The sequence below is a fragment of the Methanomicrobium antiquum genome (assembly GCF_029633915.1).
Taxonomy (GTDB): domain Archaea; phylum Halobacteriota; class Methanomicrobia; order Methanomicrobiales; family Methanomicrobiaceae; genus Methanomicrobium; species Methanomicrobium antiquum.
In genome coordinates, this window is record NZ_CP091092.1 from 254,164 (window position 1) to 269,067 (window position 14,904).

Genomic DNA, 14,904 nt, shown 5'->3' on the forward strand with positions numbered 1-14,904 from the left:
TTCATCACACAAAACCCTCACACATAAAACAATAAAAGTATATCCTGGATTTTATCTTTTATAGCAAAACCAAATCTGATTTTCACGAAAAAGGGACCAGGACTTTTTTATTGATGCTTTTATCTGATAAAAATGATCAATTATATATTTAATAAGATCTTAATTACTATTTGCTGATAATTAAGAGAAATTAACTATGTATTGTTAACTCTTTTGCATTGGCGAGCCACTGTATATCACCGTCCGCTATAATTTATCTATAAATGTGCTCTTTGATTGAACCTAAATTTAGGAACAATTCAGCACTTATCTTTTAATCCTAAACCATGTTGCACTGAGCCGTGCCTAAATTTTTATTTTTTTACGGCTGTTATTTTTCAGAGATAATATCTTGTGCCTTGTCTAAAAAGCCTTTAAACCGGATATTGTCAATATCATCTTCGCAGGTTCCTGTGAAACGGACTTCTGCGGTTTTTTCAAGAATGTCCCCGCATGATTCATAAAGCTTATTTTTCCTGTTAATAAGCATTAAACATTCATTGTCTGTTATTTCATCCCCTGCTCCGTATTTTTCAGAAACAAATTTCCTTATGGAGAGGGAAATCAATATGCAGGCCTCCTTTTTAAGGCCTCTTTCAAAAAGATCTGCCGAGTCTTTTAAGATATCTGATGGTGATTTTTTGTTTTTTTCATCATCCAATATTTTTTGTGACCTGATGTCCACCGTTTTTCTTTCTGAAAGAATCCTGTATGCACCGGCGGCAATAATAAGGGCAGATACTGCAGATATGACTGCAATCAGGTTATATGGAAGTATGGGCTCATTTTTTAATATTACTTCTGTTATGCTGTCATTTTTTACTACCGCCGTTATGCTTGCCTGGTTGATGCTGTTTTTGTATTCAAACTTAAAATGCTCGTATCCCTGAGTTATATTTACTGATGTAAATGTTCTTTCATAATTTTTTTCTGAAAGATATTCTGCAGCTTCTCTGAAAGATTCGTTGGCTAGAAGAATTTCAGGCAGCTTTATAGGCCATGTTGATTCTTCTGTTATTGATATGACTTCTGTGTCTTTTATTGTCCCGCTTACCGTTATTATCTCGGATGTTTTTGATCTGTATTCGATTGTGAACTGACCTGATTCTGCATTATCCGGAATTACGGTTAGAATCTGATCAGTGAAATTCTGGCTTTTTAAGGCTTCATTTACGGTTCTGAAAAGACTGTCGCTTATGACTGCTTCTGATAGTGATTCCCTGATTTCTTTTAATCGCTTAATCTCTTCTGAGGCACTTTGTATGTAAATTCCTATCCTGAAAAGCTGCCTGTTTAGATGGTAAGGAATCAGGCTATCTAACACCACATTTTTTATATGGTATTAAAGAGGGCAAGCATAAGGTTGGTGTAAAAACATCAGGTGAGATGGCCAAAACTTATGAGGAGAATGTCTGGGTTTTTGACAATGAAAATGCGGTTGTAAATATAATTACTATCGGCAATTCTGAAGGAATAAATGTAAATATTAATTCACGCGATTTTAAAAATTTAAAGTTTAAAATAAAAGACAATTACCCTGAATATGATTTTCCGGCGATAGTATCTGCTGAAAGATGCGGAACATATATAACAGTTTTGGATGATGGAAAATTTTATTCTTATAACTCTGGAATTTTAGAGGATGGAGACAATGTAATTGTTACAAGGAACACAAATTTTGGAAAAGTTAGTGTTGACTCAAATCCATCCGGAGCGGAAATATTTGTGGATGGCTATAATGCAAAAATAACAACTCCTGCCGTTTTGGATTGCCTTTCTGAAGGGTGGCATGTCATCCAGGTTTCAAAGGATGGATATTACTCAGAAAAAAAGCAATTTTTCATGGTTGACTCAGGTCCGGACATTGATTATCAGCTTAAATTCCTGTTGGATGAATATCCCTACGGATATTTGTCGGTAAACAGTCAGCCGGAGGGTTGTAGCATATATCTGGGAGGAAGCTATACCGGCAAAAAGACGCCGTATAACTTTGAATATATGCCAATCGGTACGTATGATGTGATGTTGATGTATAACCGGACTATAACGGAGAATGAACTGGTAACCGTTCTTCCTTTTGATAAAAAAGGACCGGTATACTGTAATCTAACGATGTCGGATATGTCATAATACATAATTTTAAAAATATCTGTTCAAAAGTTAAGTATATCTATTTAACATTTCCTCTTTTTTTCGAAATATTTATAACACTGTTATGAACATAACTTACAATCATGGATTTTAAGAAATCTGGTTTGATTCTTCTGTTAATTGTACTGGCAGGGGCTGTTTTAATGGCAGGCTGTACCGGTACACAGAGTACAGGGGATGCAGTTGCAACACCTGCTGTTACACAGACGGCAGAGGAAACTCCTGCAGTCTCTGAGGACAAGGTATTGTTAATTGCAACAACAACAAGTCTGGATGCAACAGGGCTTCTGGCAGAACTCGAAAAAGAGTTTGAGGAAAAGACCGGAACTGATGTTCAGATAACAGCTGTCGGAACCGGAGCTGCTCTTGAACTCGGAGCAAACGGCGATGTCGACCTCCTAATGGTCCACGACCGCTTACGCGAGGATGCTTTCCTAAAAGAAGGCTCGGCAACTGACCGCAGAGTCTTTGCATACAACTACTTTGATATTGTTGGTCCGGAGAGTGACCCTGCAGGCATTAAGGGAATGAGCCCTGAAGATGCTCTTGTAACAATAATGGAAAAAGGCAAGACTGATGCAAATGTGAAATTTGTTTCCCGCGGTGACGGTTCAGGCACACACGGAAAGGAAAAAGCCCTGTGGAAATCGGCCGGATATGACTATGCTGAAAATGAGCCTGTCTGGGTAAAGGAAGACTGGTATGTTGAGGCAGGCACAGGTATGGGTGCAACCCTTACAATGGCTGACGAGATGAATGCATATTCATTAAGTGATATCGGAACATTCCTGAAATACAGCGGTGATGAGACAATCTCCCTCGTAGAACTTGTAAATGAAGGCGACTCACTCATCAATATCTACGGCGCAATGATCATCAGCCCGGAGAAATATCCTGAAACCAATGTAGAACTCAGCAAGGAATGGATCAATTTCTTAACCTCTGACGGAGTTCAGGAAGAGATACAGGTTTTCGGTGTAAAAGAATACGGTCAGCCGCTCTTCTTCCCTGCAAAGGATGCAATTGCCATCCTTTCACCATCAGGTGTTACACAGGATGAAATCTCAGCAGTTATTGCCTGAAATTTAAATTACCTTTTTTTATTATCAGATTCTATTTGAGAAGGAAGAATGGACTACATTACGCAGGGTCTGAGTCAGGCATTTATTCTGATAGCGACCTTAAATCCTGAAGTCGTTGATATAACCCTTAGAACCTTATCAATTACATTTACTGCGACATTAATCGCCTCAATAATATCGGTACCACTTGGTCTTTATATATCATTTAATAATTTTTTCGGCAAAAAGACAATAATAAGTCTTATTCAGACCCTGTACGCCCTTCCAACAGTAGTTGTCGGTCTTTTAATGTACATGCTTTTGTCAAATAAGGGGCCATTGGGAATATTTGGTCTTCTTTTCACTCCGTCAGGTATGATAATAGGACAGACCGTTCTTATAATCCCGATAATTACAGGTCTTACAATAGCTGCACTTTCAAACCTTGACCCGGGTATAAGGGATACCGCACGTTCACTTGGTGCAACAGTATCGCAGTTTTTCCTTTCAATGTTAAAAGAAGCCCGTTTTGCAATCCTCGCCGCTGTTGTCATGGGTTTTTCCCGTGCGATATCAGAAGTCGGTGCCGCTATAATGATAGGAGGAAATATTCGCGGCCAGACAAGGATTTTAACGACCACAATTACTCTTGAAACCGGTCAGGGAAATTTTTCATTATCAATCGCCCTCGGCATAATTCTTCTTTTGATTGCACTGATAGTGAACATGATTGTGTCATATTTCCAGCAGAGGTGAAAGGTATGTTGAAAGTAAAAAACCTGCATAAAAAATTTGGTGAAAAGGAGGTCTTAAAAGGCATTGATCTTGATATAGAAAAGGGGGAGATATTTACAATAATCGGTCCTTCCGGCCAGGGAAAATCAACATTTCTCAGAATAATGAACCTTCTTGAAACACCCACATCTGGCAGTGTTGTATTTGACGGCAAAAATCTGTTTGAGGGTGGAAAAGTCTCTGTTGAGATGAAAAGAAGGATGGGTATGGTATTTCAGAATCCTTCAGCTTTTAACATGAGTGTGTTTGAAAACATTGCGCTCGGCCTTAAGTACAGGGGGTTTACAAAGCCGGATATAAAGAAGAAGGTGGAAGAAGCACTTATCGAGATCGGTCTTTTAGGGTATGAAAAGAGGCTTGCAACAACACTTTCAGGCGGTGAGATGCAGAGGGTCTCTCTTGCAAGGGCGATTGTAACCGAACCTGACATTCTGTTTATGGACGAGCCGACAGCAAGTCTGGATCCTGTAAATATTGAAAAGATTGAGGATCTGATTCATTACTATAACAAAAAGAAGGGAATCACGGTTATCATGTCAACGCATGATCTCATGCAGGGACAAAGGCTTGCAGACAGGATAGGCGTTATGATTGAGGGGACTTTTTATCAGAAAGGGACACCTGATGAGGTTTTTTCAAGGCCTTCAAATGAGAGTGTTGCAAGGTTTATAGGCATCAGTAATATAATTCACGGTGAGATTGCAGAACATGAAAGAGGGGGTGAGCATGCATTTTTAAAGGCCGGGAATGTGGAGATTCTTGTTAAAACCGTATTTTTGAAAGGTGATCCGGTCTCGGCATGCATAAGACCGGAGGAGATTACGATTCATCATAAAAGAATTGAGATGATTGCAGGGAGAAACATAATAAACGGGAATTTATCCGGGATATCGCGGCAGGGGAGACTGATTTTTGCCGATGTGGACTGCGGGTCCGGTCTTTTATTAAGCGCCCTTGTTACCTGGGAACAGTATGAGCGGCTTGATCTGAAAACCGGTGATAAGGTTATGCTCTCATTTAAACCGAGATCAGTTCATGTGATGGAAAAAACAGAGATGGCGAATATCAACTCCGTTAAATAAATATAATTAACTTAATTAACATTTTAATTACAAACAGGTATGTTTTTTTAAAATAAAGTAGGACTTAAAACTGATGAAAAAATTCTCATCTGTTATTCTGGTTTTTGCTTTAATCTGTGCGGCAGTTTTCATATGCGGCTGTACAGGTAATGGTGAAAAGGTTTCTCAGGAACAGGTTCAACCGACAGCAGCGGCTGAAAAGACTGTTTTGAAAGTATTCCATGCAGGAAGCCTTGCTGCTCCTATGGAAGAGATGGAGGCTGCGTTTGAGGCTGATTATTCTGACATTGATGTCCAGCTTTACTCCGGCGGCAGCACAAAGCTTGCAAAAGAGATTGTTGAGCTCGGAAAGCCTGCCGATGTATTTGCATCAGCGGATTACACTCTTATACCATCCCTTATGGTCCCTGACTTTGCCACATGGTATGCAACATTTGCAAAGAACAGAATGGTTCTCTGTTATTCTGACAAGAGCAAATTCGCAGACGAAGTAACTGCGGATAACTGGTACGAAGTTCTTGGCCGTGAGGGAGTTGCATGGGCATTTTCTGATCCAAATCTTGATCCGTGCGGATACCGTTCATTAATGACAATCCAGCTTGCTGAATCAAATTATAATGACGATCAGATCTTTGACAACCTGGTTGCAAAGAACAGTAAGATAACAACAACTGTAAAAGATGGTGTAACAACCATTCATGCAATTGAACAGGATCCAACTTTCCCGCTCAGTATTGATGAAAAGAGTGTAAATCTGATTACAGGGCTTTCTGCAGGTAATCTCGATTATGCATGGGAATACAGAAGTGTTGCCGAACAGAATGCCGAATCAGGCATAAGGTACATTGAACTTCCGGAAGCAGTTGATCTCTCATCAATTGACTATGAGGATACATATGCAAAAGTAGTGGTTGAAACAGCCGGCGGAATGATGACAGGAAAGCCTATTGTTTATGGTGTAACTGTGCCGACAACAGCAGATCAGCCTGAAAATGGTGAAAAGTTTGTTGAGATGCTTGTTGGAAAGACCGGTCAGGACATTATGAATAATGCAGGTCAGCCACCGATTGTTCCGGCAACAGGATTTTTGGATGTTCCTGCAGGTCTTTTGGCTTCACTTGCAGTTGCAAACTAAATCAAACTAAACTTTTTTTATTATGCTTAAAAAGTCGAATCTTCCGGATAGTTGTATCATCTCTTTTTCGCTTATCGGCGCCCTGATTGTATCTTTAACATTAATCTCATTATTGTATCTTGGAATTGCACAGGCCGGCGACATACCAAATCTCATCGCGGTTGCATCGGAGACAAAAGTAATTGACTCTGTTCTTCTTACGATGTTTGCGGGATTAAATGCCGTTATTCTTTTAATGCTGGCCGGAATTCCGCTTGCATATGTTCTTGCGAGGGTTGATTTCAGGGGTAAGGGAATTGTGGAGAGTCTTGTCGATCTTCCTGTGATGCTTCCCCACACTGTTGCGGGAATTTTGGTATATATTCTCTTTATGAGGAGGGGAATTATCGGAGGGCCGCTTGGATCGGTGGGAATAGTATTCGAAGATGCTTATCCCGGCATTGTTATGGCAATGCTGTTTGTGGCGTCGCCCTATTTTATTAACACTGTAAGGGAAGGCTTTGAAAAAGTGCCTGTTCATATGGAGAATGTTGCAAGGACACTTGGTGCAACAAGATTTACAGCATTCAGGAAAGTTGTTCTCCCGCTGAGTACAAGGCACATATTTAACGGATGTATTCTCGCCTGGGGAAGAGCTATAGGTGAGTTTGCGGCTGTAATTATGATTGCCTATTATCCGATGATAATATCAACGCTGATTTATTACAAATTTACAACGAGCGGTTTAAAAGAGAGCAGTACGGTAGCCTTTATAGTAATAGTGGTCTGCCTTGTAGTCTTTGCAGGTCTGAGATATGCTATGAAATATGTGGGGAGATATGATGATAGAGTTTGATTGTGTTTCACTAAGTCTTGGGGATTTCAGTCTGAAAGACCTGACGTTTGAAATTTCAAAAGGCGAGTATTATTTTATTTTAGGCCCTTCAGGTGCCGGAAAAACAGTGATTCTTGAGGCAATTGCCGGTCTCCACCGCCCTGATTCCGGAAAGATCTTTATAAGAGGAACTGATGTGTCTCTGGTGGCACCGGAAAAGAGAAGGATATCGCTTGTTTATCAGGATTATTCCCTATTTCCGCATATGACTGTTTATGAAAATATTGCCTTTGGCCTTTGTATGCAAAAGGCAGGTAAAGATGAGATATACGGGGCAGTATCTGAGATGATGGAAAGGCTTGGCATTTCCCATTTAAAAGACAGGTATCCTCTGACAATGAGTGGCGGGGAACAGCAGAGGGTTGCACTTGCACGTTCACTTGTTGTAAAACCCGAAATTCTCCTTTTGGATGAGCCGTTGTCTGCAATGGATCCGGGAACTCGTGAAAAATTCATGTCTGATCTTAGGAGGCTGCATGAAGATTTTGGAATTACAATTGTGCAGGTGACCCATTCCCGTGATGAGGCCTGGTCCCTTGCCAGCAGGATTGCTGTTGTATCGAACGGAAAACTTGAGCAGGAAGGAACTCTCGAAGAGGTATTCAGGAAACCTGTAAACTGCATTGTCGGAAAATTTGTTGGAATTGAAAATGTCCTGGATGGAATTGTCGTGAATAATCCGGGAGGTTTGGGCAGTATTATTGATATCCACGGAGTTAAAATCCGTTCTGCGTGTGATTTTGAGAGCGGAGAGAAAATTCATGCATATCTGCGAGGGGTTGATATCGTTTTAAGTCCTGATATGTCCGGTTCAAATGTGGAAAATTTTTTTTACGGCAGAGTTTTGAGTGTAACTCCTCACAATTCATTGTACAGGGTTTATGTTGACTGCGGATTTCATCTGTGCTCGCTTCTGACAGAAAGAGAGGTGGATGCAATGAAGATTGAGGCAGGACAAAACGTCTGTGTTTTTTTTGAGGAATCAGCAGTTCATCTGACCGGAAGAGAATCATAGGAAAAAAGGCGGCGGTTTTAATTCCGCCAGGCTTTTTATTATTCAATAGGGGATTTTTCAACAATGGAAAAAAGGCTTATAAAAATTAAAATGTTTTCATTTTTTTGTATTTTTTTATATAAGCTATCAGCATTCCCACAATAAATGCAATAGTTATCCCCAAAAAAGGAGTCAGAATGCCAATTAAAATTGTTACCAGCCATGAATCTGTTTTTGCCGCCGACTGTCCGAGAGTGAGTGCCACAAATATTAAAAGACCTGCAAAAATCCCTGTCGGAATTATCAATAGCATTGACGGAGTTGCAAAAAAGAATGCGAATCCGAGGAGAATTATCCCTGCAAAAATGTTTGAACCTCCTGTACGTGCTCCGAATCTGTACTGGGCGGCAAGACCTCCTGCACCGTGACACATTGGAAAACCTCCCAGGGGACAGGATACAATGTTCATCGCACCTATTGTCTTTGCAAGCTTATCGGGTTCGGCTTCTTTTTTGAAGAGATCAAAAGCGAGAAGAGAGGTTGCAAGTATGGCATTTGTGAGAGTTAAGGGTATCTGGGGGATTACAAGATTCCATGCGGCAAAACTGAAATCAGCAGGATTAGGAATCACCAGATACGGTAATGCAATCATCTCCGGTGTTGGAATGCCGTATGCAATAAACCCTGCCGCAATCCCGACACCCATAACTATCAGGGCTGAGACATCCGGAATTCTTGTTCTTGCAGATATTATCATAAACAAAACAACAATTACCACTGATATAACAGCAAAGGTCAGATCATTAACAACAAAATGAAATGAGGTCTTTAAAAGAAGGAGAGCAAGACCTGCCTGAACACCTCTTATAACACTCTCAGGAATAAATCTCTGTATTTTCTTCATCCCTTTCAGATATCCAAGAGTGAGGAACAAAATTCCGATTATTATTCCTGATGCAGCTATTTCAGGAGCAGACAACCCTTCTGCAATAACAACAGCACCTATTGCCTTCATCGGTTCAACAGGAATTGGCATATTGTAGTATAATCCTGTTATCGTGAACCATATGGCAAAGAAGAGAAATATTGTACTCAGGTTGACATCTGATATCAGTGCAACACCAAGAATAATCGGAAATATTGTACCGAAATCCCCGACAGAACCCGCAAGCTCATTAATACCAAACTTAATTTTTTTTGATTCCTGTGTATCTGTTTTATTCAAGTAAATCTCTCTAATATGCCAGTTTCTTCAAATAAGTAACGGACTTTTTAACTGTTTTGGGATCTTTGCATTAAAAATATTGTCCTGACTGTTTTTCACCTGAAGTAAGTTTTTTATTATATGTTGCGCTCACTCATGAAACATTCGATTTTTATCAACTTATTGTAGTTAACAAAAGGTATGTACAATCTCTATCTTTAAAACCGGGGTTTAAGAAACATTGTTCTGCATGAAGAAATTTGGTTATGTTTTTTTATCTGTTCTGTTTTTGGCAGGTTTAATTCTTGTATCGGGATGCACATCAAATGCAGCGGAAACAGGTGTTCAGGTGCCGGCTGTTACGGATAATGCTGAAAAGTCACTTGTCGTTTATTGCGGCGCCGGATTAAGAGAGCCGATGGAGAAAATTGCTGCAGCCTTTGAGGAAAAAGAAGGCATTCAGATAAAGTATACCTATGGAGGTTCTGCCCAGCTCCTGTCCCAGATGGAACTACTTCAGGGAGGGGATGTATACATGCCTGGTGCAAAGGCATATATTGATTCAGCGGCAAAAAAAGGCTTTATTGAAGAAAGCCAGGATGTCGTATATCATGTGCTGACAGTTGCCGTTCCAAAAGGAAATCCCAAAAATATTCAGACTCTTTTTGATCTGACCAAAGACGGAATAAAGATTGGTATCGGTGAGCCCGACGGACCTGCAGTCGGAACAGCTGCCAAAAATATTCTAACGAAAAATAACCTCTGGGAAGATGCACAGGATAACATTGCAGTTCAGTCAGGAACGGTAAATGAACTTCTTGTTTATCTGAACATGAACCAGGTTGATGCTGTAATTATCTGGGAAGATCTTGTGGACCCTGAAAAAATGGATGTCTTAGATATTCCGGTAGAAGAAGGATTTATTAAAGTTGTACCTATAGGAAAACTTACATTCAGTGAAAATCCCGAAGATGCAATGAAATTTGTGGACTTCGTTTCTTCTGATGAAGGAAAGGCATTTTATCGCGAATGTGGTTTTGAAACTTATCCGTCTGATAAGTATCAGAATATTTAACTTTTTTTTAAAATTGAATTGAGATTTTAGGAGTCCCCAGTTTATGGCAACTGAAGAAAAGAAGAGAGAAGTCAGGGAAAGCCTGATTACCTATAAACCAATAGGAATCATCCATTCCGAACATACAGTGCAGGAAGATACTCCCATTCAGGGAATTTTTAATCCGTCAAAAGGGAGTGTTGAAGTATTTGAGGAATATGCCGAAGGATTAAAAGATATTGAGAAATTTTCCCATCTGATACTTTTATACCATTTTGACAGGTCAACAGGCAGTGAAATCGTCAGAAAACCTTTCCTTGATGAAGAAAAAGAGAGAGGTATCTTTTCAATAAGGCATTTTAACAGGCCAAATCCGATTGGATTTTCAATTGTTGACCTTTATTCTGTTAAGGGAAATATTCTTGAAATTGGTGCTGTTGATATTCTGGACGGCACACCTGTAATTGACATAAAGCCGTATGTTTACCAGTTTGACAACCGCAAGGAAGTAAAAAACGGCTGGGTTGATGATACACACGTGGGAGAGATCGCAGGGTGGAATGCAACTCCCAAAGGTCTGCGTAAGACAGAAAGAACCAGTTTATGATTTTTATGACTGAATTTAAACAATACAACTGGATTAACCTAAGTTTGCCACTTACGTATAAAGTACCAATCAAATGATTTGAATAAATAGCTCAAAAATCCAATTAAAAAGAAATAAGACTGTTCTTAGTGATGTTACAAATGATCAAACATGCAAACAAAACTAAGAACCTATGTAGTTGAGCCTAATGACAATATATCCTTTCCTATTGGCATCATCCTGCTTGTCAAAACACTATATGAAATACTTAATTTTTCAGAAATTTTTGGCAAGCATAAGAAAAAAGGAATAAGTATCGATGATTTACTTATCGCGCTTATCAGTTACAAGCTGACTGATAATTTCAGCATCAAGCGCTCACATGGATGGATAAATCGCTTAGAGGTTTTGCAGATATTTAACCTGATTTCTTTCAGTGAAAGAACGATTTATCGTCTTCTTGAAACAATCGGAGCAAACAGAGAAGAAATCATCTCAGATATTCAGGATAGAATCTTTGATAGGTATGATTTTGATCTCACCGACATCAACATGGACTGGACCAGTATAGTTCTTCACGGAAATAAAGCAGAACTTGGTAAATATGGATATAGTCGGGATCACAGACCTGACAAAAAACAGATAACTATTGGATTGGCTGAACTGGCTAATCCAATCAATATTCCGATAGGAATGACTGTTGAACCCGGAAATCTCAACGATCAGAAACATTTCAAAAAGACGTATCTTCAGGTAAAAGATAGATTAAAAGAAGATTCTCTAGTAATATTTGACAAAGGTGCAAACAGCATTGATAATACTCAGATGATTCGCTCCGATAACCTGCAGTATATCACAGGAAAGAAGCTTAACAAAAGTGATGATAAGATAATTGCAAAATTCGAAGAATATAGTCCTGAAATTATTGATGATGAAGCCGGCATTCGCGGCATTAAAATTGTGAAACCAAACAGCATCAATTACTTCTATTTTTCAAAGAAACTTCAGAAAGAACAACTTGAATCCAGGGCGAGAAAAGTTGTGAAACAGATTAAGGAAGCAAAAACGATTCAGGAATGTATTGAAAAAAATAAAAAACTCCCTAAGAAGTTTCGTATAAATAATTTGCTTGTTGATGTTGATTATTCCATCCAGACAAAACTTGTTCAAATTTCAGAGGATGAAGCTGTAAAACTCCTTGAAGATAAATTAATCACTGGCAGAGAAGGATTTTTCTGTCTGAAATCAAGTAAGAATTTGACACTTGTTGAGGCCCTAAATACATATCGAAAAAAAGACTCGATTGAGAAGATATTCCACTCTTTAAAGAATGAAATTGAAATTAAACCATTGAGAGTCTGGACAGATAACAGCATTTATGGTGCGTTAATCATCGGATTTATTGCACAGCTTTTTATTTCACTGATTCGATTTGAAATCCCGGAAATGAAGCATACATCTACAAAATTCATAAAAAAATCATTATCGAATTTGACAGTTACCATTGATTTGTGGAAAAGAAAGACAAAAAAGTACATTCACTCGAATTTTGACTCCATAAATACGAAGATTTTACTCTATGACTGGGGCATTTCATGATTTTAAAGTAGTAAAATAGCCAACTGTCAAATTCTATTTCCTGACAAAAATTTGAAAAAATCGAATAGAGATAGTGGACAGTATCTTGAGGGGGATTGAACTCTAACTGGCAAAGTTAGGGATTAAGATAATTACCTTATCTTTTTGTCTTCTTCTCACTGCATTTATCGTTGCTCTCCTGCTTTTGGTTGTCACCCATCCGGCTCCGGGTGCAATATTGGATTCTCTTGGAACCAAAGAGATTCAGTTTGCAATATACCTGAGTCTGGTAACATCAATTGCATCGACAATTCTGTGCATATGTGTTGCAGTTCCGGCAGCCTATGCACTTGCAAGATATGAATTCTGGGGTAAAACCTTTGTTAATATGATAGTCGACATCCCTCTCGCCCTTCCCCCGCTTGTCGCCGGTGTTGGTCTTTTGTTATTCTTTGGAACCACAACATTCGGTGATTTCCTTGCGAATATAGGGCTTGTTTTTGTTTTTACGCCGCTTGGGATTATAATTGCCCAGTTCTTTGTAAATCTCCCCTTTATGCTTCGGATTATGCGTTCCACATTTGAAGGCATAAATCCCCGATATGAATATGTTGCACAGACTCTCGGGTGCACTCAGACACAGGCAATCCGGCAGGTGATACTTCCTATGTCTTTAAACGGTTTTTTTGCAGGAGTCGTCATTACATGGGCAAAGGGAATAGGTGAATTTGGCGCTGCTTTGATTTTAGCCGGTGCCACAAGAATGAAGACTGAAACCCTTCCGATATCACTTTTTTTGAACATGTCATGCGGAGAGCTTGAGATGGCTATTTCGGCAGCAACAATTCTGATTGCAATAGCTGTAGTATCGTTATATATTTTTGAAAAATACGGCGGTTCGGCGAAATTCTGATAAATCTGGTTAAGAAAAATGATACACATAAACAATCTTTCAAAGGATCTGGGGGAATTTAAACTTCAAAATGTCAGTCTGGATATTCCGAAAGGAGAATATCTTGTAATTATTGGTCCGACAGGGGCAGGAAAGACCATACTTCTTGAAACTCTTGCAGGTATCTATTCTCCTGATTGTGGAAATATCTGCTTTGGTGACAGGGACATTACAGCATTACCTCCCAGAGAGAGAAATATTTCAATGGTATATCAGGATTTTATGCTTTTTCCACATATGAATGTTGAAAAAAATATAGGATTCGGGCTTAAAAATAAAAAAACCGCACCTGATATAATAAAAAAGCGTGTTGATGAGATTACGGAGATATTTGGCATAAATCATCTTCTTCACAGATTTCCCGGCACACTGAGCGGCGGTGAAAAGCAGAGAACTGCAATATGCAGGGCGGTTTTAATGGACCCTGTTATGCTTCTTTTAGATGAACCCTTAAGTGCCCTTGATACTCAGACAAGGGAGACACTCCGTTCGGAACTCAGGAAGTTTCATGATCTGTTCAAAACGACAATTATTCACATAACCCACAATTATGAGGAAGTTTTTTCGCTTGCAGACCGGGTAGCATTAATGAATGAAGGAGAAATTCTTCAGACGGGTAGTCCCGATGATATATTTGAAAGGCCGGCAACCGGGTTTATTGCAGGATTCGTCGGAATTGAAAATGTATATGAAGGCATTTTTGTATTAAGAGACGGAATTTCTTCTGTTGAAATATTTGGTATTGATATAAGGCATAAAAATTCCCTGACAGTAAAGGAAGGGGAGTCTGCGAAATTATGTATAAGATCAGAAAATATCAGAATATCAAAGGAAAAAGGTTTAGATATGGACTCAAATGTGATATCCTGTAAGATTTTGGATATTATCGATAATGGAAGCTTTGTAAAAATCATTGCCTATGCCGGTTTTATCCTGAATTCTGTTATGATGAAAAAGACATTTAACTCCGAAGAGTTAAAGGCAGGCGATACGGCTTATGCCTGTTTTGATTTTGATTCAGTCCATATACTTCAATAAACCTTTTTTCATTTTTCAGTGAGCAGATTGAATATATTCGCGCCCAGAATTTTTTTTGTCTCTTCTGAAAATTCAGTTTCCAGTATAGACAGGAGAATTTTTGTTCCTCCGTTTGTAGTCCAGATCCCTACTCTTTCCTCTCTTGTCACGAATTTTTCCTCTTCCATTCGTGAAAAACCGGGCAATACATAATAGTGCGGGGTACCAATTTCTTTTGCAAGTTCTCTTGTTGTAGGAAGTTTTATTTTGACATTCTCCTTTTCAAAAAGAATGTTTATGCTTCCTTTCTGAATTATTACCCTTGCTGCGGCATTCAGAATTTTATTAATTTCATCCCGGGTCATTTAGTCACAGGTTTAAA

At 39.1% G+C, this 14,904-nt stretch carries 15 protein-coding genes; 12 read left to right on the forward strand and 3 right to left on the reverse strand.

Annotated elements, in window-relative coordinates:
• Window positions 1–370: 370 nt before the first annotated feature.
• Window positions 371–1,366 (reverse strand): hypothetical protein, encoded by a 996-nt coding sequence (locus L1994_RS01210; protein ID WP_278099882.1) that lies wholly within the window; start codon window positions 1,364–1,366, stop codon window positions 371–373.
• 59 nt (window positions 1,367–1,425) lie between these two features.
• Between L1994_RS01210 and L1994_RS01215 the strand changes: the two genes are divergently transcribed.
• The 7 genes from L1994_RS01215 to L1994_RS01245 all read left to right on the forward strand — a co-directional run bounded on the left by L1994_RS01215 (window position 1,426) and on the right by L1994_RS01245 (window position 8,152).
• On the forward strand, window positions 1,426–2,169 hold the full coding sequence (locus tag L1994_RS01215; protein WP_278099883.1) for a PEGA domain-containing protein: 744 nt from the start codon (window positions 1,426–1,428) through the stop codon (window positions 2,167–2,169).
• Between the two features lie 104 nt (window positions 2,170–2,273).
• Window positions 2,274–3,272 carry an ABC transporter substrate-binding protein gene (locus tag L1994_RS01220; RefSeq protein WP_278099884.1) on the forward strand — a complete coding sequence of 333 codons (999 nt, stop codon included), beginning with the start codon at window positions 2,274–2,276 and terminating at the stop codon, window positions 3,270–3,272.
• Between the two features lie 48 nt (window positions 3,273–3,320).
• Entirely contained in the window at window positions 3,321–4,007 is a 687-nt protein-coding gene (locus L1994_RS01225; RefSeq protein WP_278099885.1) for an ABC transporter permease, read from the forward strand.
• Between the two features lie 5 nt (window positions 4,008–4,012).
• Window positions 4,013–5,128 (forward strand): ABC transporter ATP-binding protein, encoded by a 1,116-nt coding sequence (locus tag L1994_RS01230; protein ID WP_278099886.1) that lies wholly within the window; start codon window positions 4,013–4,015, stop codon window positions 5,126–5,128.
• 73 nt (window positions 5,129–5,201) lie between these two features.
• The gene (gene wtpA, locus L1994_RS01235) at window positions 5,202–6,263 is read left to right on the forward strand and encodes a tungstate ABC transporter substrate-binding protein WtpA (RefSeq protein ID WP_278099887.1); all 1,062 of its coding nucleotides are present in this window, start codon (window positions 5,202–5,204) and stop codon (window positions 6,261–6,263) included.
• Between the two features lie 22 nt (window positions 6,264–6,285).
• Entirely contained in the window at window positions 6,286–7,098 is an 813-nt protein-coding gene (locus L1994_RS01240) for an ABC transporter permease (protein ID WP_278099888.1), read from the forward strand.
• The gene (locus L1994_RS01245; protein WP_278099889.1) at window positions 7,085–8,152 is read left to right on the forward strand and encodes an ATP-binding cassette domain-containing protein; all 1,068 of its coding nucleotides are present in this window, start codon (window positions 7,085–7,087) and stop codon (window positions 8,150–8,152) included. Before L1994_RS01240 ends, L1994_RS01245 begins: the two co-directional genes overlap by 14 nt.
• An 85-nt stretch (window positions 8,153–8,237) precedes the next feature.
• On the opposite strand, the gene L1994_RS01250 is transcribed toward L1994_RS01245, so the two are convergent.
• Window positions 8,238–9,356 (reverse strand): putative sulfate/molybdate transporter, encoded by a 1,119-nt coding sequence (locus L1994_RS01250; RefSeq protein WP_278099890.1) that lies wholly within the window; start codon window positions 9,354–9,356, stop codon window positions 8,238–8,240.
• 229 nt (window positions 9,357–9,585) lie between these two features.
• Here L1994_RS01250 and modA point away from each other — a divergent pair, with 229 nt between their 5' ends.
• The 5 genes from modA (at window position 9,586) to L1994_RS01275 (ending at window position 14,543) form a co-directional block, all read left to right on the forward strand.
• Window positions 9,586–10,410 (forward strand): molybdate ABC transporter substrate-binding protein, encoded by an 825-nt coding sequence (modA, locus tag L1994_RS01255; protein WP_278099891.1) that lies wholly within the window; start codon window positions 9,586–9,588, stop codon window positions 10,408–10,410.
• A 43-nt stretch (window positions 10,411–10,453) separates the two neighbouring features.
• On the forward strand, window positions 10,454–10,996 hold the full coding sequence (gene tsaA / locus L1994_RS01260; protein WP_278099892.1) for a tRNA (N6-threonylcarbamoyladenosine(37)-N6)-methyltransferase TrmO: 543 nt from the start codon (window positions 10,454–10,456) through the stop codon (window positions 10,994–10,996).
• Window positions 10,997–11,146: 150 nt separating this feature from the next.
• The gene (locus L1994_RS01265) at window positions 11,147–12,574 is read left to right on the forward strand and encodes an IS1634 family transposase (RefSeq protein WP_278098696.1); all 1,428 of its coding nucleotides are present in this window, start codon (window positions 11,147–11,149) and stop codon (window positions 12,572–12,574) included.
• 121 nt (window positions 12,575–12,695) lie between these two features.
• Complete coding sequence (locus L1994_RS01270; RefSeq protein WP_278100860.1) at window positions 12,696–13,466, forward strand: ABC transporter permease; 771 nt, start codon at window positions 12,696–12,698, stop codon at window positions 13,464–13,466.
• Between the two features lie 18 nt (window positions 13,467–13,484).
• Window positions 13,485–14,543, forward strand: a complete 1,059-nt coding sequence (locus L1994_RS01275; RefSeq protein ID WP_278099893.1) for an ABC transporter ATP-binding protein — start codon at window positions 13,485–13,487, stop codon at window positions 14,541–14,543.
• Window positions 14,544–14,551: 8 nt separating this feature from the next.
• Here the strand turns inward: L1994_RS01275 and L1994_RS01280 are convergent, their stop codons facing one another.
• Window positions 14,552–14,887, reverse strand: coding sequence for a hypothetical protein (locus L1994_RS01280; protein ID WP_278099894.1), 336 nt, complete (start codon window positions 14,885–14,887; stop codon window positions 14,552–14,554).
• Between the last annotated feature and the right edge of the window lie 17 nt (window positions 14,888–14,904).

Coding starts and splice junctions, on each gene's coding strand:
- L1994_RS01215 (WP_278099883.1), top strand. CDS start 1,426: ATGGCCAAAACTTATGAGGAGAATGTCTGGGTTTTTGACAATGAAAAT.
- L1994_RS01220 (WP_278099884.1), top strand. CDS start 2,274: ATGGATTTTAAGAAATCTGGTTTGATTCTTCTGTTAATTGTACTGGCA.
- L1994_RS01225 (WP_278099885.1), top strand. CDS start 3,321: ATGGACTACATTACGCAGGGTCTGAGTCAGGCATTTATTCTGATAGCG.
- L1994_RS01230 (WP_278099886.1), top strand. CDS start 4,013: ATGTTGAAAGTAAAAAACCTGCATAAAAAATTTGGTGAAAAGGAGGTC.
- wtpA (WP_278099887.1), top strand. CDS start 5,202: ATGAAAAAATTCTCATCTGTTATTCTGGTTTTTGCTTTAATCTGTGCG.
- L1994_RS01240 (WP_278099888.1), top strand. CDS start 6,286: ATGCTTAAAAAGTCGAATCTTCCGGATAGTTGTATCATCTCTTTTTCG.
- L1994_RS01245 (WP_278099889.1), top strand. CDS start 7,085: ATGATAGAGTTTGATTGTGTTTCACTAAGTCTTGGGGATTTCAGTCTG.
- modA (WP_278099891.1), top strand. CDS start 9,586: ATGAAGAAATTTGGTTATGTTTTTTTATCTGTTCTGTTTTTGGCAGGT.
- tsaA (WP_278099892.1), top strand. CDS start 10,454: ATGGCAACTGAAGAAAAGAAGAGAGAAGTCAGGGAAAGCCTGATTACC.
- L1994_RS01265 (WP_278098696.1), top strand. CDS start 11,147: ATGCAAACAAAACTAAGAACCTATGTAGTTGAGCCTAATGACAATATA.
- L1994_RS01275 (WP_278099893.1), top strand. CDS start 13,485: ATGATACACATAAACAATCTTTCAAAGGATCTGGGGGAATTTAAACTT.
- L1994_RS01280 (WP_278099894.1), bottom strand. CDS start 14,887: ATGACCCGGGATGAAATTAATAAAATTCTGAATGCCGCAGCAAGGGTA.